This is a genomic window from Shewanella sp. HN-41, from assembly GCF_000217915.1.
Lineage (GTDB): Bacteria > Pseudomonadota > Gammaproteobacteria > Enterobacterales > Shewanellaceae > Shewanella.
The window spans coordinates 147,187-169,175 of the sequence record NZ_AFOZ01000013.1 but is presented as its reverse complement, the minus strand read 5'-3'; the positions used below and the strand labels follow the sequence as shown (position 1 = coordinate 169,175).

General features: G+C 46.7%; 23 protein-coding genes and 1 pseudogene. 15 read left to right on the top strand and 9 right to left on the bottom strand.

Annotated elements, in window-relative coordinates; all coding sequences use genetic code 11:
• Positions 1–129 precede the first annotated feature (129 nt).
• From SOHN41_RS02370 to SOHN41_RS02355, 4 genes are read left to right on the top strand one after another with little or no spacing between them, the layout of a single operon-like run.
• A complete protein-coding gene (locus SOHN41_RS02370; RefSeq protein ID WP_237703898.1) occupies positions 130–969 on the top strand; it encodes a MipA/OmpV family protein in 840 nt (279 codons plus the stop codon).
• Complete coding sequence (locus SOHN41_RS02365; protein WP_007645146.1) at positions 959–1,366, top strand: DUF3019 domain-containing protein; 408 nt, start codon at positions 959–961, stop codon at positions 1,364–1,366. Before SOHN41_RS02370 ends, SOHN41_RS02365 begins: the two co-directional genes overlap by 11 nt.
• Positions 1,363–2,094, top strand: a complete 732-nt coding sequence (locus SOHN41_RS02360; protein ID WP_007645145.1) for a response regulator transcription factor — start codon at positions 1,363–1,365, stop codon at positions 2,092–2,094. Before SOHN41_RS02365 ends, SOHN41_RS02360 begins: the two co-directional genes overlap by 4 nt.
• Positions 2,091–3,311 carry a sensor histidine kinase gene (locus tag SOHN41_RS02355; RefSeq protein ID WP_007645144.1) on the top strand — a complete coding sequence of 407 codons (1,221 nt, stop codon included), beginning with the start codon at positions 2,091–2,093 and terminating at the stop codon, positions 3,309–3,311. Before SOHN41_RS02360 ends, SOHN41_RS02355 begins: the two co-directional genes overlap by 4 nt.
• A gap of 9 nt (positions 3,312–3,320) precedes the next feature.
• On the opposite strand, the gene rlmC is transcribed toward SOHN41_RS02355, so the two are convergent.
• The 3 genes from rlmC to SOHN41_RS02340 form a co-directional block, all read right to left on the bottom strand.
• Positions 3,321–4,490, bottom strand: coding sequence for a 23S rRNA (uracil(747)-C(5))-methyltransferase RlmC (rlmC, locus tag SOHN41_RS02350; RefSeq protein ID WP_007645143.1), 1,170 nt, complete (start codon positions 4,488–4,490; stop codon positions 3,321–3,323).
• A gap of 113 nt (positions 4,491–4,603) precedes the next feature.
• Positions 4,604–5,779, bottom strand: a complete 1,176-nt coding sequence (locus tag SOHN41_RS02345) for an FAD-dependent oxidoreductase (protein WP_007645141.1) — start codon at positions 5,777–5,779, stop codon at positions 4,604–4,606.
• 135 nt (positions 5,780–5,914) lie between these two features.
• Positions 5,915–6,412, bottom strand: a complete 498-nt coding sequence (locus tag SOHN41_RS02340) for a MarR family winged helix-turn-helix transcriptional regulator (RefSeq protein WP_007645139.1) — start codon at positions 6,410–6,412, stop codon at positions 5,915–5,917.
• Positions 6,413–6,549: 137 nt separating this feature from the next.
• On the opposite strand from SOHN41_RS02340, the gene SOHN41_RS02335 reads away from it, so the two are divergent.
• From SOHN41_RS02335 to SOHN41_RS02325, 3 genes are all read left to right on the top strand, one after another.
• Positions 6,550–6,975 carry an organic hydroperoxide resistance protein gene (locus SOHN41_RS02335; protein ID WP_007645138.1) on the top strand — a complete coding sequence of 142 codons (426 nt, stop codon included), beginning with the start codon at positions 6,550–6,552 and terminating at the stop codon, positions 6,973–6,975.
• 217 nt (positions 6,976–7,192) lie between these two features.
• Positions 7,193–8,626, top strand: a complete 1,434-nt coding sequence (locus tag SOHN41_RS02330; protein WP_007645136.1) for a hypothetical protein — start codon at positions 7,193–7,195, stop codon at positions 8,624–8,626.
• 92 nt (positions 8,627–8,718) lie between these two features.
• On the top strand, positions 8,719–8,904 hold the full coding sequence (locus tag SOHN41_RS02325; protein ID WP_007645134.1) for a hypothetical protein: 186 nt from the start codon (positions 8,719–8,721) through the stop codon (positions 8,902–8,904).
• A gap of 74 nt (positions 8,905–8,978) precedes the next feature.
• Here SOHN41_RS02325 and SOHN41_RS02320 read toward each other — a convergent pair whose 3' ends face one another.
• The 3 genes from SOHN41_RS02320 to SOHN41_RS02310 are packed head-to-tail and all read right to left on the bottom strand — an operon-like array spanning position 8,979 to position 10,264.
• Positions 8,979–9,269 (bottom strand): hypothetical protein, encoded by a 291-nt coding sequence (locus SOHN41_RS02320; RefSeq protein WP_007645132.1) that lies wholly within the window; start codon positions 9,267–9,269, stop codon positions 8,979–8,981.
• A gap of 60 nt (positions 9,270–9,329) precedes the next feature.
• Complete coding sequence (locus SOHN41_RS02315; RefSeq protein WP_007645130.1) at positions 9,330–9,854, bottom strand: class I SAM-dependent methyltransferase; 525 nt, start codon at positions 9,852–9,854, stop codon at positions 9,330–9,332.
• A complete protein-coding gene (locus tag SOHN41_RS02310) occupies positions 9,854–10,264 on the bottom strand; it encodes a hypothetical protein (protein WP_037457878.1) in 411 nt (136 codons plus the stop codon). Before SOHN41_RS02310 ends, SOHN41_RS02315 begins: the two co-directional genes overlap by 1 nt.
• A 489-nt stretch (positions 10,265–10,753) precedes the next feature.
• On the opposite strand from SOHN41_RS02310, the gene fccA reads away from it, so the two are divergent.
• The 4 genes from fccA (at position 10,754) to SOHN41_RS02290 (ending at position 14,899) form a co-directional block, all read left to right on the top strand.
• Entirely contained in the window at positions 10,754–12,544 is a 1,791-nt protein-coding gene (gene fccA, locus SOHN41_RS02305) for a fumarate reductase flavoprotein subunit FccA (protein WP_007645120.1), read from the top strand.
• 231 nt (positions 12,545–12,775) lie between these two features.
• Positions 12,776–13,765 (top strand): 2-hydroxyacid dehydrogenase, encoded by a 990-nt coding sequence (locus SOHN41_RS02300; RefSeq protein WP_007645119.1) that lies wholly within the window; start codon positions 12,776–12,778, stop codon positions 13,763–13,765.
• Positions 13,766–13,832: 67 nt separating this feature from the next.
• A complete protein-coding gene (locus SOHN41_RS02295; RefSeq protein WP_007645118.1) occupies positions 13,833–14,570 on the top strand; it encodes a dienelactone hydrolase family protein in 738 nt (245 codons plus the stop codon).
• A 116-nt stretch (positions 14,571–14,686) separates the two neighbouring features.
• Positions 14,687–14,899 (top strand): YgdI/YgdR family lipoprotein, encoded by a 213-nt coding sequence (locus SOHN41_RS02290; RefSeq protein ID WP_366941641.1) that lies wholly within the window; start codon positions 14,687–14,689, stop codon positions 14,897–14,899.
• 320 nt (positions 14,900–15,219) lie between these two features.
• On the opposite strand, the gene SOHN41_RS20260 is transcribed toward SOHN41_RS02290, so the two are convergent.
• The 3 genes and pseudogenes from SOHN41_RS20260 to SOHN41_RS02280 all read right to left on the bottom strand — a co-directional run bounded on the left by SOHN41_RS20260 (position 15,220) and on the right by SOHN41_RS02280 (position 16,627).
• Entirely contained in the window at positions 15,220–15,453 is a 234-nt protein-coding gene (locus SOHN41_RS20260; protein WP_007645115.1) for a glucosaminidase domain-containing protein, read from the bottom strand.
• 24 nt (positions 15,454–15,477) lie between these two features.
• Positions 15,478–15,708 carry a hypothetical protein gene (locus SOHN41_RS20255; protein ID WP_007645114.1) on the bottom strand — a complete coding sequence of 77 codons (231 nt, stop codon included), beginning with the start codon at positions 15,706–15,708 and terminating at the stop codon, positions 15,478–15,480.
• 372 nt (positions 15,709–16,080) lie between these two features.
• Positions 16,081–16,627: pseudogene (locus tag SOHN41_RS02280) on the bottom strand (mechanosensitive ion channel domain-containing protein).
• A gap of 104 nt (positions 16,628–16,731) precedes the next feature.
• Between SOHN41_RS02280 and SOHN41_RS02275 the strand changes: the two are divergent.
• The 4 genes from SOHN41_RS02275 (at position 16,732) to ahpF (ending at position 21,745) form a co-directional block, all read left to right on the top strand.
• Positions 16,732–17,475, top strand: coding sequence for a spermidine synthase (locus SOHN41_RS02275; protein ID WP_007645111.1), 744 nt, complete (start codon positions 16,732–16,734; stop codon positions 17,473–17,475).
• A gap of 89 nt (positions 17,476–17,564) precedes the next feature.
• On the top strand, positions 17,565–19,100 hold the full coding sequence (locus SOHN41_RS02270) for a leucyl aminopeptidase (RefSeq protein ID WP_007645110.1): 1,536 nt from the start codon (positions 17,565–17,567) through the stop codon (positions 19,098–19,100).
• 325 nt (positions 19,101–19,425) lie between these two features.
• Positions 19,426–19,995, top strand: coding sequence for an alkyl hydroperoxide reductase subunit C (ahpC, locus tag SOHN41_RS02265; protein WP_007645108.1), 570 nt, complete (start codon positions 19,426–19,428; stop codon positions 19,993–19,995).
• 163 nt (positions 19,996–20,158) lie between these two features.
• Positions 20,159–21,745: an alkyl hydroperoxide reductase subunit F gene (gene ahpF, locus SOHN41_RS02260; protein ID WP_007645105.1), complete on the top strand. Its 1,587-nt coding sequence runs from the start codon at positions 20,159–20,161 to the stop codon at positions 21,743–21,745.
• Positions 21,746–21,989 lie beyond the last annotated feature (244 nt).

The following is a 21,989-nucleotide window of genomic DNA, read 5'->3' as shown; positions in this document are numbered from 1 at the left end:
CATTTCGATAACAGAGTCAGACAGTGCTTTGATGTAGCATTTTGTACACTTGTTAAATTTTTACAGACTTTTAACCTGCGATTGGTTTAGATTCAAATAATCCCATCACTCGGATGTATGATGTTTTCCATGAAGTACTTTCTTTGCAGTATTGCTTTATTTTCAACGCTATTTACCCTGATCGCCGTTGCCGAACCCAAGCATTCAGAAATGATCACAACTGGCGAGTTCCATGTCGCGTTAGCATTAGGTTATGGCGGCATGGAAAATCCGCGCGCCCAAGCGAAATCGATTGAAACCTATGTACTGCCAACTTGGTCTTACTACGGTGAGCGGTTTTATGCAGAAAACTTTACCTTAGGGTACAGCCTGCATGAATCGGATAATCTGCTGCTCGATATACAGACACAGCTCAATGATGACGGCATTTTCTTCGAGTTCGATGGGCTAAATAAGCTCTTTATGAGCGATATTTTAGGCTTCACTCCCATTAGGCTCCCGATCACAGCCAAACAGCCCAAATTCGATGAGATTGAGCGCAATATTTCTTATCTTGGTGGGATCAATGCCACATGGCTAACGCCATTTGCTGATATCAGCTTAGGTTACTTCCATGATATCAGTGGGGTACATCAAGGAAATGAAATCCAGCTACGCCTAAAGCGTAGTGTTGAATACCCATGGGGCGCATTGGGATTTCAAGGAGGCACTGTCCGTAAGAATCAGAATATCCTTAACTATTATTACCAATTAACCCCCGAAGAAAGAGGGCCCATTAATCCCCGCTATCACCCTTCAGCCACGTTTAACTACTATGCCAAAGCCGTGATCAATGTCCCCCTAGGGGAGAATATTAATTTTGTCGGTATTTTGGAATACACTTGGCTGGGGCAAGATATCACCGATAGTATTATGATCGACAAAGATGGCTATGTCTCTGGATTTATTGGAATTAGCTATGGCTTTTAAACAATATTCCCCCAGCACTCTATGGTTCACTTACTTTAGCCTTGTGATTTCAGTCCTAATAAGTCCCTTTGCACAGGCCGATGAACTCACGTTAACGCCCAATACATGTGCAGTAACAGCAGAAAATCCCGCCTGCCGCCTCGACTTACTCATTGAGTATCAATCTGATACGCCAAAGTCCCTTTGCATTTGGGTAGCAAAGCATCCCATAGCGCTCACTTGTTTTGAAAACCAACTCCATTTTAAATACCAAGTACAACTGACCTTAGCCGACGATACCTTATTTGAACTTAGGGACCCCAAAAACAACATTATTACTTCGGGCCTAGTGAAAGTGGCAAAATTTGAACCCGCTAATACAAGAAGGCGTCGAGGACTTAACTGGAATTTACTATGACAGGCACGCGGATGACGGATTCTCAGTCCCAAATTTTGCTTATCGAAGATGATCTTCCCCTCGCAGAGCTCGTTTGCACTTACCTAGAACAACAGGGTTTTCACCTTGTCCACCTCGATAACGCCGAGGATGCCCTGTTACGGCAAGATACTGACGATTTTGACTTAATCCTTTGCGATGTGATGTTACCTGGGCAGGATGGTTTTAGCCTATACCCACAGCTTGCCGCCAGTTATCCCTGCCCCATTATTTTTCTCACCGCCCTCGATAGCCACTTAGATCAAATCAGAGGCTTAGATTTAGGCGCCTGTGACTATCTGCTAAAACCCGTTGTGCCGCCGCTTCTCCTCGCGCGGATCAAAGCCAGCTTGAGAAAACTGCAGCCTAAAACAGCGCGAGACTCGCTCAGACTGCACAATCTAGCGTTAAATCCCAATCTGCAACAGGTCAACCTAGGGGATGAAGTGATCTCCTTCACCACTAAGGAGTTTTCTCTATTGTGGATATTCGTCCTCTATGCGGGCAAAGTGCTCTCGCGGGAGTTTTTATTCGAACAGTATGTTGGCCGTGAATATGACGGCTTAGACAGGGCTATAGACCTTAAAATCAGCCGCTTACGGAAACGTTTAGACGAACTCAATGTGCCAGGATTAACCATTACCACCATTCATGGTAAAGGTTATTTATTCAACTACTTACCTGAATTTTCCGGGGAAGAGCTGACATGAAATTTCAGTTCTATCGTCTGTTTATTTTTTTACTGCTGTCCTGCGGATTAGTGATCTGGAGCTTTGGTGAACTGGCTGAACATTTTGCCGATGATGAATACAGTTATCAAATTGATGTTGATGACCTATTACAAACCTATGATGAGCAAAAAACCGCCAATATCAAACGGGTCACTAGGGATTCACTCTCCCTGCCCGATAACTTGCGAGCCTTACTGATACAGGGAGAAACCCTTGCCCTACGCCACAGTGGTGACGAACTCTATTACTACCACCTAGATAAAGATAAATCCCATATTCTAGTCCTTGGTCCCGTGATGGCACACCCACCGAAAGAAACAAACACAAGTTTGATTTTACTTGGTTTTTACTCATCATTAAGCCTAGTAGCCCTGTGGTTAATCTGGCCTGTGTTTCGGGATCTGCACCACTTACAACAAGCCGCCATTCATTTTGGTAAATCACCGCAAAAACTCCCTTTGGATACCCATAGACACTCGGCGATTTACCCCCTAGCTAAGGTATTTAACAGCGTCAGTCATCAGATGATCGATTTTGTTCAGATGCATAAGGAGCTATCGCGGACCATTTCCCACGAAGTACGCACTCCCCTTGCCCGCATGCGCTTTGCCCTCGAGCTGATTAAAGGGCAGATTGATCCCAGCTATGCCAAGCGCTTGAATGATGATATCGATGAAATAGAACAGCTTGCAGCGAATTACCTCTCCTTTGCGCGCCTCGAGCATAGGGAACAAAACCTTAGCCAAGAGTTACAGTCCGTCGACCTCTTCATGGCGAAAATGGAGCAAAAATACGCAATTTATCAGCCTAAGATCAAGATCCGTTTCGAGTATCAGGCACAGCATGCGCGCTTCGATCCCGCCACAATGACCATCGCATTGCAGAACCTTATCCAAAATGCGATGCGCTTTGCGACACATGAAATCCATGTCTATTTTGCTCAGGAAGATGGGCAGAATCGCATCAGTGTGGAAGATGATGGACCTGGATTTGAGGGTAAAGGTAAGCAGCTATTTGCCGCCTTCGAACGGGATCATTTGCAGTGTGATAGCAGTGGCTTTGGTTTGGGGTTGTATATAGTGAAAAAAATTGCCACTTGGCACCACGGCAAGCTGGAGCTTAGCCGCTCAGCTCACCTTGGCGGTGCAGAAATCAGCATTATCTGGGGTGATACGCCGCTCGAATTAACGGAATAATTTAAAAAATTACTCTTTTACCAACATTGCCAATACTTCGAAATGATCCGTATGCGGGAACAGGTCGAATAATTGCACCTTAGTAAGGCGATAACCGTGAATATGGGTAAGATCCTTAGCTAAGGTCTTAGGATTGCAGCTCGAATACAAAATCGCCTTAGGTGCAAACTCACTTAGGGACTGACAAAGTGCCTCACCAATACCACGTCGCGGCGGATTGACGATAATCAAATCGGGTTTCGTCTCAGCAGCTTCCCCCTTAGCAAAGTCAGTCGAGTCTAGCGCCATAAATTGCACTTTATCCAACCCCATAATCTGCGCGGACATCTTAGCGCAGACGATAGCCTCGGCTTCAATTTCAATTCCCGTTAATGGAATATCCTTTGAGGCGCAGTGCAGGCCAAAACCGCCAACACCGCAAAATAGATCCCACAGTGATTTTGGCTCAAATTGGGCAACCCACTCCCTAGCCGTTTGATACAGTTTTGCCGCAACCAATGGATTGGTCTGGAAAAAACTCTTAGGTCGAATAAACAGGGGGACATCATTAAACCGCTCTTCTAGGCGGGTATTCTCGGTTAAGAAGATCTCTTCATCCCCTTCGAGGATCGCCATATGAATGGGTTGGATATTGACCGATACCACTTTAATCTGTGGAAACTCCAGCAACAATGCGGGCAGCTCACGCTCAATACGGGGGATGGCATCCTGTGATCGCAACACGAAGCGCAGCAGATATTCACCGCGCACTTGGCTGCGGGTCAGCAGGATAAATTTAAGTTCGCCCTTGGCTTTATCGACACGGTAAGGAGGAATGCCCGCCTGTTGCACAAAACGCTCTAGACGATGGAGTAACGCTTGCATATCAGTAGGATATAACAGGCAATCGCATAGGCTGACCGCCTCACCACTCGGGCTGACGATCCCAAGCACAGGTGCGTGGGCCGCGCCTAGGGCCACCATCTTAGCTTTATTACGAAAACCGCTGGCATCACCAAAGATGGGCGCTTGGAAAATATCCAAGGGGTTGGAAACGAATGGTGCGAGGAGTTGCTGCAATTCTTGAGTTTTAGCCGCCACTTGCTGTGCCATAGGAACTTGAATATGGCGACAGGATTGGCATTGGCCTAAATTAAAATAACCACATTGGCTTTTGGCACTCACTATGGCAGCACTCACGACGGTTCCTAGGGATCAGTAAAAAAGCGCCATACTGTAGCGTTTTTGCGGCAAAAAATCACCTCGTACTCGCCCCAAAACAGCACAACTTCAACGTCGCGGCTATCGTCCTATCAACCTAAGGTGAGCGAATCGACATCGGCAATAGACGGGCGCTTACCGAGACGTTGCTCAATCCATTCGAGCACTTCAGCCGAAGTGCTACGAAAAGTCGTTAATTTACCGCCATATAGGCTCAGCAGCCGCGGATGGGAAACCGATGTTTGCATGAGAACATCCCGCGGCCGCTCGAAGGCCTGGGAACTCTGTTTAGGTAAGACTCGCACGCCGCAAAAGGTCTTAACTATCTTAGCCTTAAGATCATTTATCTCGGGCGATAGCGGAAAATAATGCCGGTAAATACCAAGGAGATAGTTAATTTCAGACTCAGTCACCTCGGGAGGTTTATCCAATGAGGTCAGCTCAGTTTCCGTCGTGCCCACTAAGGTTTGACCATACCAAGGCATCACAAAAATGACCCGCTTATCGAAGCAGGACTCCAAGTACAAGATGCCATCGAGGGCGGGAATATCCAACAGTAAATGCGCGCCCTGCACCCAGTCGAGTTCGACACCCGCCAGTGGGGGCGACACTTTCGCGATAATATCATTCACCCAAGGCCCCGCCGCATTAATCACAAGGCTGGCTTCGACTCGCCGAATCTCTCCCGCATGTTTAAAACTCACAGAACAGCCTTGGGATTGATGTTCCATACCGATAAAGTCGGCTTCGGCGTAAACCTCTGCCCCTAATGCCTGTGCACTGCGGGCCACGGCTTGAGTCAGTAATTTATCGTCAGTCTGCGCATCCCAATACTGAAATACCGCCTTTAATCCCGAGAGTTTAAGCCCCTTTAAACGATGCCAATGGACCGCTGGAACTGAGATAAATCGCCCTAAAGGATCGAACTCACTTAACACTGCATATAGGCTCAACCCGGCTCGTATCGTCAAAGAACTACGCTGGCTATTCTCGTAAACAGGGATATAAAAGGGCACGGCTTTCACAAGTGTCGGCGCCAGATTGAGTAAATTACGCCTATCAAGTAGGGACTTACGTACTAGACTAATTTGCCCTGTCTCTAAATAGCGCAGGCCACCATGGATAAGCTTGCTGGAATTCGCCGAGGTTTGGCCGCCAATTTCTCCTTTTTCAATTAAAAGCGTGGAGTAGCCCGCCGCCACCGCATATTGGGCGATACCCACACCGCTGATCCCACCGCCAATAATGGCTATATCGAAGGAGGCCATGGCTTATTTACCCGCAATAACGCTTGCATTGCTAACTTATCCATCGGAGTCATTCTATCCATAACATACGGCTATTGGCCCATGAAGATCAACTATGTCAACACGTTAGCCTTAAAGCAAATGGTATTTAAGCTATTAATCAAGACTGGCGTGTAATTGTTTAAGTGCTTTATCACACATCGCTTTTAATGCCCTAAGCTCACTCTCTTCACCGCCAACTTTACAGCGCATCAAATGGGGGATGTCACTGGCCTGGGATTTAAGGGCGATCCCTTCAGGGGTTAAGGCTAGCACCCGCACCCGTTCATCCTGTTCACTGCGACCACGGCTGACTAATCCCTTAGATTCTAGGCGCTTAAGTAAAGGAGTTAAAGTACCAGAATCGAGGAAAAGTTTATCCCCTAGGGTTTTAACACTGATCCCCTGCTCCTCCCATAACACCAACATCACTAGATATTGCGGATAGGTTAGCTCCAACTTATCGAGCAGGGGGCGGTAGGCACGCACCATGGCATTGGCCGCACTGTAGAGAGAGAAACAAACCTGTCGCTCCAAACATAACGCGTTGTCTAAACCCGAGTTTTCAATTTCATCAGCGGCAGATAACCCATTGCTGGTTTCAATTTTAGACATAGGAAGATCCGATAATTTAAATAGATTGCGCACAATATACTTGCATTCACAGTAAAGATCGAATTATAGTTTGTCACAATTAAATTGTGCACAATTTAAATTACATCTATTTATCCTAAACAATCGAGGTAACAAGTATGAAAACACTATATGAAACACGCGCAACGGCAAGAGCGGGACGTCAGGGCCAAGTAAGCACGGATGATGGTTTACTGGATGTCGCATTAGCCTACCCTAAAGCCATGGGCGGCAGCGGACTTGCGACTAACCCTGAGCAGCTGTTCGCGGCGGGTTATGCCGCTTGTTTCTCGAATGCCATATTGCACGTGGCTAAAATCGGTAAAGTTGCATTGACTGAAGCGCCTGTCAGCGCTGTGGTTGGCATAGGTGCCAATGAGGCGGGAGGATTTGCCTTAACCGTCGCCTTAGAAACCAGCCTCGATCTCCCCCAAACCGAGGCCGAAGCCTTAGTGCGCCATGCGCATCAAGTGTGTCCTTACTCCAATGCCACTCGCAACAACATAGATGTGAAGCTGAGTGTTAATGGCGTAGCATTAAGCTAACGCCACCACACAAGCATATTGAAAGCACCCTAGGGTGCTTTTTCATTGTTGACCTCTAAACACCCTTAAAATAAACCTGCCTCACTTCCCAAAAAAGCGTTAATAGCGAGTTAACTAACACTTCTTAATGCTAAATTTAATCAAAGGGATTGAATTCAGTAGAGTAATACTCAAAGAATTGTTTTAAACCATTAACCCCACGCCAGTGGGAGGCGCTATGACAAAATACCTATCGAAATACGCTTTTCTCTGTTCCTTAATGTTGGCGCTACTGTGTATTAGCCCGAGCTGGGCCAATGTCGAGACGCCCAGCACGACCGATAGCACTTGGCATTATGTAAATGCCCAAGGTGAACTCAAGATCAAACTCTATTTCTTTTGGTCCAAAACCTGTCCACATTGTGCCGAGGCTCACCCCTTTATCGATGCCTTGCCACAAAAGTACCCTTGGATAGAACTCGAGTCCCATATGGTGTCTGCACCGGGTGTACAGGAAATTTGGCAAAATATCGCCGCTAAAACTGCGACAGAGGCTCGCTCAGTTCCCTATATGGCAAGCTGTGAGAAGGCTGTTGTCGGCTATTCCAGTGAGGCAGTTACAGGCGAGTTTCTAGTTAATCGCTTGAAAAACTGTTACTTATCCCTTGGAGGACAATTAGCACAAGCGGATATGCCGACAAAAGGCGTCGCAAGCACAACGGCCAGTACGCCCACGGACGCACCTCTCTTTGGCACCTGCGGCACAGATACTGGCGAAGGCACCTGCGATGCAACCAGCTTGGCGAGTACGGAGCAAGCCGAAGTGCAACCCGTTGAGCTACCACTGGTAGGCGTGGTGACACCTGAAACTATGTCCCTGCCGCTGTTAACCTTAGTGCTCGCGGGTGTGGATGCCTTTAATCCCTGTGCCTTCTTCGTGTTGCTGTTTTTACTATCAATTATGGTCAACGCCAAGAGCCGTGGACGCATGCTATTGGTCGGCGGGATCTTCGTGTTTTTCTCCGGCTTGATTTACTTCCTGTTTATGACGGCTTGGCTCAATATCTTTAAGCTGTTAGGCGCAGGCAGTGACGGCGGTATGATCATCTTAGCGGCGGGGATTCTAGCACTGATAGCAGGGGTGATTAATGTGAAGGATTACTTCTTCACTAAGGGTGAAGTCACGCTGTCCATGTCGGCAGAAAACCGCACAAGTCTAATAAAACGTATGGGGAAACTATCCAACTCCAGCAGTTTGGGCGCCTTAATCCTTGGCTCTACCATATTAGCCATACTCGCCAATGCCTATGAGCTATTGTGTACTGCTGGCTTCCCAATGATCTACACCAGCGTACTGTCTATGCACAACCTACCGGATATAGAACGTTATATGTATCTGGTTTTATACAATATTGTCTATGTTATCCCACTGGCAATTATTGTGATTGTCTTTAGTGCGACCCTAGGCAAACGTAAACTGACCGAGAAGGAAGGTCAGGCACTGAAACTGATGTCAGGGGTGATGATGTTCGGTATGGGTATCGCCTTGGTGATTGATCCAACCGCACTGCAGAATGTGGTACTGGCACTGGGCTTAATCTTAGGCTCACTGGGGATTACGGCCGTGATAGTGCTCAGCCGAAAATTCCTGTCAACTAGGGCGAGTCAGTAAACAGAGGGCACGATTGGCAAACTCAAGATTAACGACTAAAGTAAATCTTGAGCTTGCCGATAAAAGGGTCCTGCTTACTATCGAGGTTAGTTATGTCAATTTCACTTAATACCCAAGCTGTCACGCCCAATTTAGAAAATGGTGCCGTTGGCGTTAAGGTCGCCCAATTAGCCAAAGAGCAGCAAAAAGCTGAAGGCCAAATCGCAGTAGATTTAATTGCTGCAGCAGCGCCAAAGCCTGTTGGAAATTCGGGCCACAATATCAACACCACGGCCTGATCCAAAGCCAAAGTTCCATAAAAAAAGCGCCAATAATAATATTGGGCGCTTTTTTATTTCGCTTTTGCGATTTACTAAGAAAATGCGTTGCCATTCACATGCATGATAGTGAAGGTCCAAACCACAAACGCCAGTGGAATATGGACTAAGGCATAAAAACACTGATCGAGCCGCCCCATCCCCTTAGCTAACCATATCAAATACAGATGCAGCCCAATCACTAGGGGAAAAAGTGCCAGCAGCGGATATAAAGCCACAGGGCTCGCGTCCGCAAAAAGACTATGACTCAGCAGTGCCCATCCCACCATAATCGCTGTGGTTAAGGGTGGCGTTGCAATGCGGTACTGCTCTGGATAGGGAAACATCCAATGACCTCTAACTCTGCATTTGTAACTGTGAATTTAGACAGGTGGCAACACAATACCTTATTTTTGGGCGATAAGCTGCGCTTTAAAACTCGCATGGCCCGTAAGCGGGTCGCTCAATAGTCCCTCAAAGTAATGCAAAGGTTGCCAGTTAGCAAATGCTGATTTGAGCTCATTTTCAGCCAGTAAGAAATCAGGATTACGTGGCCGACCTATTTCCGCCTGCTGCCAAGTAAAGGTTTCATAGACGATAATCCCCCTAGGCTTCACACTCGCGGCAATCTGCGACATTAATGGTCGATGCAGATAATTAAACACGAGCACTATATCGAAAGCCTCAACGGTTAAAGTGGTTGCGCTGCCATCTTCGAGATCACACTGTAATAGGTGTGCTTCGGGATGTCTGAGGGTTGAGAGAGCGCTCAGATCTTGGTCGATAAATGTCACCTCCGCCCCCTGTGCTAGAAACCACAGGCCATTACGACCAGAACCACAGGCTAAATCCAACACCTTTAAGCCTGTCAATCTTTGCCAAGGGAATTGGGTCAATATGGCCGCAGGCCCTAAACGAGTTGAATGCGCCATTAACCTTTAATTTCCTTCCTAGTGTTAATTGGCCGGCGGTGCACAATAGAGTAATGCCTTAAGGCCGATGGGCCATGGGACACCAGCACGGATAACAAGAGTACCAGCACCAGTAGCTCAGGCTTATAGTTTGCGAGGGGAATAAATAAGCAGAGTAATCCTAATTTTACTAAGGTTAACACTCCCTTAAGCTGTATAAGCCAACGCCAATCCCGCACAATTTCCCAAAACATTAATAGGCTGCCAGTTGCCATAGTGAGATACCAATAATTCAACCAAAGGCTTTTATCGGCGGTCATTAATATCCCACCACCGGCACCGACGACACCCAATATATGTAATGCCCTTAGTATCGTTTTACTCAGTCGCTGTATCCAAAAACGTTTTTCCGATATATGCTCTTCGCGCATAAATTTAACCTTAAAAACAATATCAATAACATTTTAGAAAAATTAATCGATAGATATTCTGAAAAAAAATGGTTATTTTCAGAATACCTGAATGACTCACTTTTATGTATTTACGCGTAATAAATATAAAAACAAAACAATAAAATACAATATATTACAAAAAAATTAACACTTACCTACTTACAAATCAATTTCTAATCGAGTTATTTCATTCCCGCCAAACAAATATGTTAACTCGTGCAAGTTATACCGCATGCTATAAGTGACTATACTCAATTTCATCAATCTTTTCCGTCATGTGGCACACTTTTCATATGTTATTTATACGTCAACATTGGTTATGTGACCTAAATGCATATCTACCTCTTTAGATAGTGCTAACTTTATTGATGGAGAATGCTCTAAAGCGCGTGAGTCACGTAAATTATAAATATCACGCCATAAAAATATCCCTTATTAAGTAGATGAATATACGGCGGAGGAACTATCATGTTCACACGAAAGATTCAAAAAACAGCCCTAGCCATGCTGATCTCTGGCGCAATGGCAGGTACTGCCTATGCAGCCCCAGAAGTACTAGCCGATTTCCACGGTGAAATGGGGAGCTGCGATAGCTGCCACGTCTCAGACAAAGGTGGCGTCAGCAACGACAACTTGACCCATGAAAATGCCCAATGTGTTAGCTGTCACGGCGATTTAAAAGAAATGGCCGCTGCGACACCTAAAGATAAAGTATCACCCCATAAGTCTCACTTAATCGGTGAGATTGCCTGTACTAGCTGTCATAAAGGCCACGAAAAATCAGTAACATACTGTGATGCTTGCCATAGTTTCGGCTTCGATATGCCATTTGGCGGTAAGTGGGAACGCAAATTTGTTCCTGTCGATGCGGATAAAGCAGCCCAAGATAAAGCCATAGCTGCGGGCGTAAAAGAAACCACTGACGTGGTGATTATCGGTTCAGGTGGTGCGGGTCTTGCTGCCGCAGTATCGGCACGTGATGCGGGCGCAAAAGTAATCCTGCTTGAAAAAGAACCTATCCCAGGCGGTAACACTAAGCTGGCTGCGGGTGGTATGAATGCTGCGGAAACGAAGCCACAGGCTAAGTTAGGCATCGCAGACAAGAAGCAAATCATGATCGACGACACCATGAAAGGTGGCCGTAATATTAACGATCCTGAACTGGTAAAAACCTTAGCGAATAACTCTTCTGATTCTATCGATTGGTTAACCTCTATGGGTGCCGATATGACCGACGTTGGCCGTATGGGTGGCGCAAGTGTGAACCGTAGTCACCGTCCAACGGGTGGTGCAGGTGTCGGTGCCCACGTAGCACAAGTGCTATGGGACAATGCAGTTAAACGTGGTACTGACATTCGCTTAAACAGCCGAGTGGTACGTATCCTTGAAGATGCAAGCGGTAAGATCACCGGTGTTTTAGTGAAAGGTGAATACACTGGCTACTACGTGATTAAAGCCGATGCCGTTGTCATTGCAGCCGGTGGTTTTGCGAAAAACAACGACCGTGTCGCTAAATACGATCCTAAGTTAAAAGGCTTTAAGGCGACTAACCACCCTGGTGCAACTGGTGATGGCTTAGACGTGGCACTACAAGCTGGCGCGGCAACCCGTGACTTAGAATACATCCAAGCTCATCCAACCTACTCTCCAGCGGGTGGAGTGATGATCACCGAAGCGGTACGTGGCAACGGCGCTATCGTGGTAAACCGTGATGGTAACCGCTTTATGAACGAAATCACTACCCGTGATAAAGCGTCTGCGGCGATCCTTCAGCAAAAAGGTGAGAGTGCTTACCTCGTATTCGATGACTCTATCCGTAAGAGCTTAAAAGCCATCGAAGGCTATGTGCACTTAAACATAGTGAAAGAAGGTAAAACCGTTGAAGATCTGGCTAAACAGTTAGATGTCCCAGCCGCTGAACTGGCTAAAACCATCACGGCATACAATGGCTTCGTGAAATCAGGTAAAGATGCTCAATTTGAACGCCCTGACTTACCACGTGAATTAGCCACTGCACCTTTCTACGCATTAGAAATCGCGCCAGCAGTCCACCACACTATGGGTGGTGTGGTGATTGATACTAAGGCCGAAGTGAAGAGTGAAAAAACCGGTAAGCCAATCCAAGGCTTGTATGCCGCAGGCGAAGTGACGGGTGGTGTCCACGGTGCAAACCGCTTAGGGGGTAACGCTATCTCCGATATCGTGACCTACGGCCGTATCGCAGGCGCATCTGCCGCTAAATACGCTAAAGATCACTAGTAAACCGACGCAGGACCCTTGGTTCCTATAGCACGACCTATGAGAACCCTTGCTTATATTTAAGCAACTGAGATAGACCTATAAGCGAGCCGTCAGGGGCTCGCTTTTTTTATGCTCAATTGATGACAAAGCTCACTCTTTTAATAGGAGTGGGATCTCTGCCTGAGGACAAAAAGCCCAGAGTCACTTACACTCATTGCCAGTAATCAATAGACTTGTTAGGTGATTGAAATGAGAATTGGATTTTTTAGCGCAAAACAGTATGACATGGAATATTTTAACCGTACTAATGTCGCTTTTGGTGCGCAAATTGAGTATTTCGATTATCGCCTATGCATGCAGACGGTAAAACTCGCCGAAGGGTATGACATCATCTGCGCCTTTGTGAATGACTCCCTCTGTGAAGAAGTCCTCGTCGAGCTCGCCAAGGGTGGCACTAAAATTATCGCCATGCGCTGCGCCGGATTTAACAATGTCGATTTGGTCGCCGCTAAACGCTTAGGGATGCAAGTGGTGAACGTGCCCGCCTACTCTCCCGAGTCGGTGGCAGAACATACGGTCGCATTAATGTTGACACTGAATCGTAAAATCCATAAAGCCTATCAACGTACCCGCGATGCTAACTTCTCCCTCGAAGGTTTAGTCGGCTTTAATATGTTTGGCAAGACCGTAGGGGTGATTGGCACGGGTAAAATCGGGGTGGCCACTATCAAAGTGTTACTGGGCTTTGGCTGTAAAGTCATCGCCTTCGATCCTTTTATCAACCCAGCGGTCGTCGCATTAAATGTAGAGTATCAGGATCTGGATTCCATCTATGCCAACAGCGATATCATCAGCTTACATTGCCCATTAACCGCCGATAATCACCACTTACTCAATAAAGAAAGCTTCGCCAAGATGAAACCCGGCGTGATGGTCATCAACACTAGCCGCGGTGGTTTACTCAACGCCTTCGATGCAATGGAAGCCTTAAAACTGGGCCAAATCGGTTCATTAGGCCTCGATGTGTATGAAAACGAGAAAGGCTTATTCTTTGAAGATAAGTCCAATGAAATCATCCAAGACGATGTATTCCGCCGTTTATCTGCCTGCCATAATGTGATTTTTACCGGTCACCAAGCCTTCCTCACCGAAGAAGCCCTAAGCGCGATCGCCAAAACTACCCTGAATAACCTAAAAGCATTGCGTGCGGGCGAGCTTTCAGGTAACGAACTGTTTTAACTGACAGGTAAATCCCTGACTGCTAAAGTGAGGCTTCACCTTCGAAGCCTCACAGAGGGATCTTAATATGTTAGTGACTCAAGAAACTCAGGATATTTTCACGCCCACAGGGCAAATGCGCACTTATATCTACCGCCCAGACGCACAGGGGCAATTCCCTTGCATCATCTTCTATTCCGAGATATTTCAGCAAACTGCACCTATTGCACGCGCCGCCACTATTTTAGCTGGCCATGGTTTTGCCGTATTAGTGCCCGAAATATTCCATGAACTCAATCCCATAGGCACAGTACTGGCCTACGATGACCCGGGTAAAGATAAAGGCAATGCCGATAAATTTGCTAAACCTTTAGAACACCATGATAGCGACACCCAAGCGCTTATCGATTTTGCCCATCAGCAAAGCTATTGCAGCGGCAAGGTAGGCAGTATGGGCGTGTGTATCGGTGGTCACTTAGCCTATCGCGCCGCACTCAACCCCTCAATTCTCGGAGCATTTTGCCTCTACCCAACGGACATTCATTCCAACACTTTACCCTGCAGCTATGGCAATGATTCACTGAGTCGCGGTGGTGATATTCAAGGGGAGTTAGTGCTAGTGTTTGGCAAGCAAGATCCCCATGTTTCTCCCGAGGGCCGAGCATTAATTCACCAGCAACTGATGGCGAAGAACCGCAATTTCAGTTGGCTTGAAGTCAACGCCCAACATGCCTTTATGCGTGATGAAGGTGAACGCTATGACCCCGCACTCGCACTGCAAATGTACCTGCAAGCCGTGGCGTTTTTCCACCGTGTATTGCGATAGCGATAGCGAGTAAAACTTGGGCAAAACAAAAACATCCATCACCTTGCCCAAGTCAATCTAAGTGAACTAGGCTTACCTGAGCATTCTCGCGGTGAGAATGAGGCTAAGAGAGGGAAATGATGAATAAAGCCATATTGATCCTAGCTTGTGTGTTGGGACTTGTAGCCTGCAGTTCGCAATACATTATGAGCACTAAGGATGGGAAAATGATCACCACAGACAGCAAACCTAAGCTGGATAAAGATACTGGCATGTATATATATCACGATGAAGAAGGTCGTGAAGTGATGATCAAGCAAGACGATGTTACTCAAATTATTGAGCGATAACCTATTTTATTTACGTCTTAACTATCTATAACTCTCAAATAGACAATGATAGCTATAACATTGCGCGCAAAAGAGAGGGCTACTCCTAGAGTGGCCCTTGATATTTACTGTGTTACCTCCTCTTTTGTAATCAGATGCAGAGGGGCAGTGTCCGCAAGCTAGGCTTCATCGACCTGTTGCAACCCGTTATAGCGGATCATTTCACTAATAGCATCGACATAGGCTTGGCCGCGCTCAGAGTATTTATGGGGTGTTGTGGCAAGTTCAAACCCGGTTATAGGTATGTTTTACTGCCGTAGTTTTGCCCTCAGCGTGCGTAATTATTGATAGGCATTTGAGGTATTTAAATTGAGTAAATATCCCTCAACCGACTCTAGTGGCGTATCAAATTGTGCCACCCCATAATTACCTAGCGCTTTGCGCTGTTGTCTGGGTTTCATTCCTTTCCCGCTAAAATCCCATTGACCAAAATACGCATTACCCTCGACGGTAAAACGCGAAGTGGCCCAGCCACTTTCTTCGGCAGCCTGAGCTAACACCAGTGAGGGTGACATAATATCCACCTCAAGCAAGAGTTCTTATCTTTGCTGCTCGGTGACTTTTTTATCGGTTTGTTCAACTATGCCGTATTTTTGCCCTAGGGCTAATAAGGCTGGATCATCGAGCGCTAAATCCGCAATCTGTTGCCGTTCAATAAGAATGAGTGGCACCATTAAATGGAAGAAAATCAGTTTCTTCTCACATACGGGAATTTGGTGAGCGGTTTTTTGCCAGCGCTCCATCACGGTTTGAAAGGTTAATCTAGGCACCTCTCGGTTATTTGATTCCAGCTTTGAGTATTATATTTCAGCGAATCAAACAGAGTTTTAATGTCATCTAACGAGTCAATATAGATATTTTGCACCGCTGTAGAACTTGGTCTTGGTTGCGTCTTAGTTGACTCGCTCCCTGGTGGAGTCTTGTCTATATCCGTCAGAAAACCTAAAGCCAGAGCCCCCAATAGAAGTACGGCAGTAACCACTAAGGCTTTTAATTACCAAGTTACATTGTGCACATCATGCTTAAAATCATTGGCTTATGCAGAGTATAAATTCTGACCTTGAGAATAAAAGCGGCTTATAACATTTGCCGTTATGGGTAATGCACTGCATCGCGAAAGAGTCCTACGGAAATAACTCCAATTACTCTGGGTCAAACTTCTTCTTGCCATCCTTCAGAGCCTGACGCTCGGCTAAAGGAGCCTGATCGGCAAGCTTTAATACTGCCTTTTGTAGCATGAGGTTATTGGGATAAGTGATGGTATCGCCGTTATCGCGGTGAATAAGCACATGGAATAACGCTATCTCGATAATTACACCGCTAATATCTTCATCCTTATCAACCACTCGAATACGCTCACCGATGCGATAGGGAAACACGAAAAAGATCAATACGCCCGCCGTTAGGTTACTCAAAATTGACCATTGGGCAACCAATGCAACTCCCATCACGGCAAAGGCGGATGACACGAATAGCGATACATCCTGATAACCCAGCCCAAGGGACACGGCCATCAATGACAGAGTCATAAAAAACATCACATAGGAGATAAAACGAGTGACTAAGCTAGTGCGCGCTACGCTCACCTGCTTCATTAATGCGAGTTTTTTCACCCAATGGGTTAAAGCTCGCTGTAAAAAAGATAAACACTGCAAGATAAATACAGGCAAGCAGGATTTGATTTGTCATAATAGCCGCTCAATTTACGAAACCGCCTGAATTCTAACTTTTTTGCGCGAGCAGTTATAGGGCCCGCAAATGAGCTAAACAACAAAACTGAGTAACCACATACTATGGCCGATTCTACCCTGTTATATGAAATCCAAGATGCACTAGGTCCCATTCGCGTGCTCGACTACGACGACTCACGGATCCTGTCCTTTGGGGATAACGACGAACAGAGTAAAATCCTGAAGGCTGCCCCCCATATTCCCCAGCACACCTATGTGCAGGCCATGTTATTAGTCCTACTCTTTTGCAAACCGAAAAGTGCGATTGTACTCGGCTTAGGGGGCGGTGCGATTATTCATGCCCTGCGCCATTTTGATGCGGCCATCAAACTCACGGCGGTAGAACTTAGACCCGCGGTGATCGAGCTGGCAAAGCGTTATTTTCAATTGCCGATAGGTAAAAAACTCAATTTAATCAATGATGATGCCATTGTTTTTTTAGCCGAAGGCGATCATAAGAAAGTCGATGTGATTTTTGCCGACATCTACACAGCCAAAGGTGTTGAAACGGGGCAGCTTTCGCCAGTCTTCCTTGAGCAGTGCACTAACCTTATCAAACCCAACGGTTATTTAGTGCTGAACTGCTGGAAAGAACATAGCCAAAATCGAGAGTTGTTAGCCGACTTACAACAACACTTTGCCCATGTGAATGCTTGCCTCACTGGTGGCGGTAATTGGGTGATTTTCGCGAGCCAATCGCCACAGCTTTTAGGCTCGTCGGCCCTGAAAAGTCAGGCTCAATCTTTGTCACAACAATTGGGTTTTGCCCTTGAGCGATCACTGACACGTTTTGGGCCTTGGATTTAATACTAATATCAGCAAAATAGCTTAAATTAGTTAACCCTAAGGCTGAGCTTTGATATTCTTCTTTCACTCCCATGATATGAGCTGTCACCATGAAAAATAAGCACAAATTTATGTTAAGCGTTATGGCTCTGGCGTGCCTTAACTCTCTCAATGCTAACGCCGAAATCTTTAGTTTTGACACTCGTAGCTCACTGAATTCAGATACATTAGTGTTATTCCAAAGCGCCGACTCTACTACCTATGGGATCGATTTTTTACCTCAGTCGACCCAAGACCAATTAAACCTAGCGACGGCTGATAACAGCTTTTCCGGTAAGCAAGGTGAAATCCTCGAGATTTTAGTACCGAGCGAAATCGATGCTAAGCGGGTTTTGCTGGTCGGTATTGGCGATGCAAAAACCTTAACACCTGGCGATATCAATACTATCGGCGGTAATGTTGCGGCTAAACTCGATACGGTTCCCCAAGCCACAGTGCGCGTGCTCACCCAAGGCTTAACGGCAGCGCCGCTATTTGCCTCTGAGTTTGCCCACGGTATTGAACTGCGCAGCTACCGCTACACTCAATATAAATCCAACGACAACGCCGAGAAAAACTACCAAATCGCCGTCGATGATTTAAGTGGCAACCAGAAACACCATAAGAATCTGCAAGCGGTTGAAGCGGGTGTGTTTTTAGCGCGGGATCTGACCAATGCCCCCGCTGGCATTATGTATCCTGAGAGCTTTGCCAATGAAGCGAGAAAACTCAAGTCCCTCGGCGTTAAAGTCACAGTATTAGAAGCCAAAGATATCGAACGTCTGCATCTGGGTGCCTTAGCGGCGGTGGGCAAAGGCAGTGAGCGTCCACCCAAACTCGTAGTCGCCCATTGGCCTGGCAGTAAAGAAGCCCCTATCGCCTTGGTTGGCAAAGGTATTACCTTCGACTCTGGCGGTTATAATATTAAGGCAACGGGTACTTCTATCGCACGGATGAAGTCGGATATGGCGGGCGCAGCCACCGTACTGGGCACAGTAAAAGCCATGGCCATTCAAAAAACGCCGGTGAACTTAGTCGCAATTATGCCCATGGCGGAAAATATGGTCTCGGGCCATGCGATGATCCCAGGCGATGTGATTAAAACCGCCCAAGGGCTCACAGTTGAAGTGCTTAATACCGATGCCGAGGGTCGCCTAGTGCTGGCCGATGGCCTCTGGTATGCCAGAGAAAACTATAAGCCTGCTGTCATAGTGGATGTAGCAACCTTAACGGGCTCCAAAGTTGGCGCACTTGGCAGCGTGTACGCGGGATTGTTTACCGACTCAGAGACCTTGGTTCAGCAGTTAACCTATGCGGGACAACAAGTGGGCGAGAAAGTCTGGCGTCTTCCCTTAGATCAAGCCTACGCTGATGAGCTTAAGTCTACGATCGCGGATCTCAAAAATACAGGGAAAGAAGGTAGCGCCGGCGCGTCCTCTGCGGCGATGTTCTTAAAACGCTTTGCGGGCGAACAGCCATGGGCGCACCTCGATATCGCGGGCAATGCCTTGACCGCCACCGATACCGCCGTTGTGCCTACGGGCGCCACAGGTTACGGCGTGCGTTTGCTCAGCACTTGGTTAACTCAGCCTAAGATGAAGAACTAGGTTCTCAATATCTTGGTTTAACTGAATTGATATTTTAGGGGATATCACTGATATCCCTTTTTTATACCCGTAATTTAGCTTATCCCAATAGCCAAAAGACTTTCGGCTAACCCAAACCAAGCCAAAACCACGCCAAACTCGCAGCCGTGGAAAAACCGATTGAGTCCAACCTAATCGCACAACCATTCGACTAAACCGATTAGAATGATAGTTTTTATCCGTTATCTTAATTTTATGCGAGTCGGTAATATGCTTCACATCGACGGGGCGCAAGCAAATGTCCTCGTTATGAACTTAAGCAATCACAACTCAATGGAAGCATAAAATGACTCAATCAATTATCAACAGCACAATCAAGCCATTCAAAGCCACTGCCTATCACAATGGTGAGTTCGTTCCAGTAACGGAACAAGACCTGTTAGGTAAATGGTCAGTCGTATTCTTCTACCCAGCTGACTTCACCTTTGTTTGCCCAACTGAACTAGGTGACATGGCTGATCACTATGCAAAACTGCAAGGCATGGGCGTTGAAGTTTACTCAGTATCAACTGACACTCATTTTACCCACAAAGCGTGGCATGACACGTCAGACACCATCAAGAAGATCAACTTCCCAATGCTGGCTGACCCAACAGGCACTATCAGCCGTAACTTCGGCGTGATGATTGAAGAAGACGGTTTAGCACTGCGTGGCACTTTCGTCATTAACCCAGAAGGCCAAATCAAGGTCAGCGAAGTTCACGATTTAGGCATCGGCCGTAGCGCGCAAGAGCTAGTTCGTAAAATTCAAGCTGCTCAATATGTTGCGACTCACGATGGCGAAGTTTGCCCAGCTAAATGGCAACCAGGTGATGAAACATTAGCACCGTCTTTAGACCTCGTTGGCAAAATCTAATTCAGCCCGCAAAGCGTTAACCCCGCCAGTCTAGCGTCCCAAGCCAATTGGCGTTACAACCAACACAGTTGTAGCGCCACGCAGCAAAGGATTAAGCCCGCCCCTGCAAGGGCCTAGACTGGCCCCCTTATCTCTCCCTTTTACGCGATTTTGGAGTTATCACATGTTAGATGCGAATTTAAAAAATCAACTGCAAACCTATCTGCAAAACCTCAAGAGACCAGTTGAACTTGTCGTGTCTGCAGATGAGAGCAAAAAGTCTCAAGAATTAAAAAGCTTAGCACAAGACATTGTCAGCCTATCTTCTCTGGTGAGCCTGAAAGAAACTCAGGGCGAACGCACCCCGGCGATGACAGTGGTTAATCCAGCACTCAATACGCAAATCAGCTTTGCTGGTCTGCCTATGGGTCACGAATTTACCTCACTCGTGTTGGCCTTACTGCACACGGGTGGGCACCCAATCAAACTCAGCGATGACATTATCGAGCAGATCCGCAATCTGCCTGGCAAATATGCCTTTGAAACCTATGTCTCACTGACCTGCCAAAACTGCCCAGACGTAGTACAGGCACTGAACATGATGGCGGCCATTAACCCGAATATCACCAACGTGATGATCGATGGCGCACTGTTCCAAGAAGAAGTAACCAACAAAAATATTATGGCTGTGCCTTCTGTCTACCTAAATGGCGAAGTGTTTGCAGCGGGTCGAATCAGCATTGGTGAGATTTTAAATAAACTCGATACCAATGCAGCAAGCCGCAAGGCCGATGAAATTAATGAAAAAGCCCCCTTCGAAGTTTTAGTGGTGGGCGGCGGTCCAGCGGGCGCAGCGGCTGCAATTTATGCCGCCCGTAAAGGCCTACGTACCGGTGTGGTTGCCGACAAGTTTGGTGGCCAAGTGGCTGAAACAGTTGGTATCGAAAACTTTATTTCGGTAAAAGCGACCGAAGGTCCAAAGCTAGTGGCAAACCTTGAAGCCCATGTAAGAGACTACGAAGTCGATATCATGGATAACCAAAAGGCCGTGTCGTTATCAACAGATGGCTTGTTCGAACTCGAACTGGCAAGTGGCGCTAAATTACGTAGCCGCACCGTATTGCTGGCAACCGGTGCCCGCTGGCGCGAAATGAATGTCCCCGGCGAGAAAGAATACCGCGGTAAAGGTGTCGCTTACTGCCCACACTGCGATGGCCCGCTATTTAAGGGCAAACGTGTGGCGGTGATTGGCGGCGGTAACTCGGGTATCGAAGCGGCAATCGATTTAGCCAACATAGTAGAACATGTGACTGTGCTGGAATTTGATAAAACCCTGCGCGCCGATGATGTGCTGCAACGTAAAGCGGCGTCTATGGGTAACATTAAAATCATTACCCAAGCGATGACCACCGAGGTGACTGGCGATGGCACTCGGGTTAATGGCCTGAACTACACCGACAGAGCAACGGGCGAGAGTCACCATGTCGCACTTGCAGGTATCTTTGTGCAGATTGGGCTAGTGCCGAATGCGGAATGGTTGAAGGGCACTATCGATTTAACCCCAAGGGGCGAGATCATCGTCGATGAGCGCGGCCAAACCTCAGTCCCAGGTATTTTTGCCGCAGGTGATGTGACTAACTCACCCTTCAAGCAAATTATCATTGCCATGGGCAGCGGCGCGACTGCATCACTGGGCGCATTTGATTACCTCATTCGCCACAGCGATGAAGAAACCGCCGAAACGAAAACCACAGACACGAAAGCGGCTTAATCGTTAAACATTAACCGCATAAGCTAAGAAGCCAGCGCAAGCTGGCTTCTTTTGCATCGAATAAATAAAATTTTTCACAAAGAACGAGTTAAAGCTTCCTGATCTTTAGTTTCCAAAGATAAGAAATCAAAATATTTCATCTTTAACCTCTTAACCAAAACCAAATATGCTCTTATTCTAAAGAAGTCTAAAACCAAACCCATCAAGAAAAATGGTATCACTGCTACGATACACATGATTATAA

Coding starts and splice junctions, on each gene's coding strand:
- SOHN41_RS02360 (WP_007645145.1), top strand. CDS start 1,363: ATGACAGGCACGCGGATGACGGATTCTCAGTCCCAAATTTTGCTTATC.
- SOHN41_RS02270 (WP_007645110.1), top strand. CDS start 17,565: ATGAAAAATAAGCACAAATTTATGTTAAGCGTTATGGCTCTGGCGTGC.
- ahpF (WP_007645105.1), top strand. CDS start 20,159: ATGTTAGATGCGAATTTAAAAAATCAACTGCAAACCTATCTGCAAAAC.
- SOHN41_RS02325 (WP_007645134.1), top strand. CDS start 8,719: ATGTCAATTTCACTTAATACCCAAGCTGTCACGCCCAATTTAGAAAAT.
- SOHN41_RS02295 (WP_007645118.1), top strand. CDS start 13,833: ATGTTAGTGACTCAAGAAACTCAGGATATTTTCACGCCCACAGGGCAA.
- SOHN41_RS02275 (WP_007645111.1), top strand. CDS start 16,732: ATGGCCGATTCTACCCTGTTATATGAAATCCAAGATGCACTAGGTCCC.
- SOHN41_RS02365 (WP_007645146.1), top strand. CDS start 959: ATGGCTTTTAAACAATATTCCCCCAGCACTCTATGGTTCACTTACTTT.
- fccA (WP_007645120.1), top strand. CDS start 10,754: ATGTTCACACGAAAGATTCAAAAAACAGCCCTAGCCATGCTGATCTCT.
- SOHN41_RS02310 (WP_037457878.1), bottom strand. CDS start 10,264: ATGCGCGAAGAGCATATATCGGAAAAACGTTTTTGGATACAGCGACTG.
- SOHN41_RS02370 (WP_237703898.1), top strand. CDS start 130: ATGAAGTACTTTCTTTGCAGTATTGCTTTATTTTCAACGCTATTTACC.
- SOHN41_RS02320 (WP_007645132.1), bottom strand. CDS start 9,269: ATGTTTCCCTATCCAGAGCAGTACCGCATTGCAACGCCACCCTTAACC.
- ahpC (WP_007645108.1), top strand. CDS start 19,426: ATGACTCAATCAATTATCAACAGCACAATCAAGCCATTCAAAGCCACT.
- SOHN41_RS02290 (WP_366941641.1), top strand. CDS start 14,687: ATGATGAATAAAGCCATATTGATCCTAGCTTGTGTGTTGGGACTTGTA.
- SOHN41_RS02345 (WP_007645141.1), bottom strand. CDS start 5,779: ATGGCCTCCTTCGATATAGCCATTATTGGCGGTGGGATCAGCGGTGTG.
- SOHN41_RS02315 (WP_007645130.1), bottom strand. CDS start 9,854: ATGGCGCATTCAACTCGTTTAGGGCCTGCGGCCATATTGACCCAATTC.
- SOHN41_RS02300 (WP_007645119.1), top strand. CDS start 12,776: ATGAGAATTGGATTTTTTAGCGCAAAACAGTATGACATGGAATATTTT.
- SOHN41_RS02355 (WP_007645144.1), top strand. CDS start 2,091: ATGAAATTTCAGTTCTATCGTCTGTTTATTTTTTTACTGCTGTCCTGC.
- SOHN41_RS02340 (WP_007645139.1), bottom strand. CDS start 6,412: ATGTCTAAAATTGAAACCAGCAATGGGTTATCTGCCGCTGATGAAATT.
- SOHN41_RS02335 (WP_007645138.1), top strand. CDS start 6,550: ATGAAAACACTATATGAAACACGCGCAACGGCAAGAGCGGGACGTCAG.
- SOHN41_RS02330 (WP_007645136.1), top strand. CDS start 7,193: ATGACAAAATACCTATCGAAATACGCTTTTCTCTGTTCCTTAATGTTG.
- SOHN41_RS20260 (WP_007645115.1), bottom strand. CDS start 15,453: ATGTCACCCTCACTGGTGTTAGCTCAGGCTGCCGAAGAAAGTGGCTGG.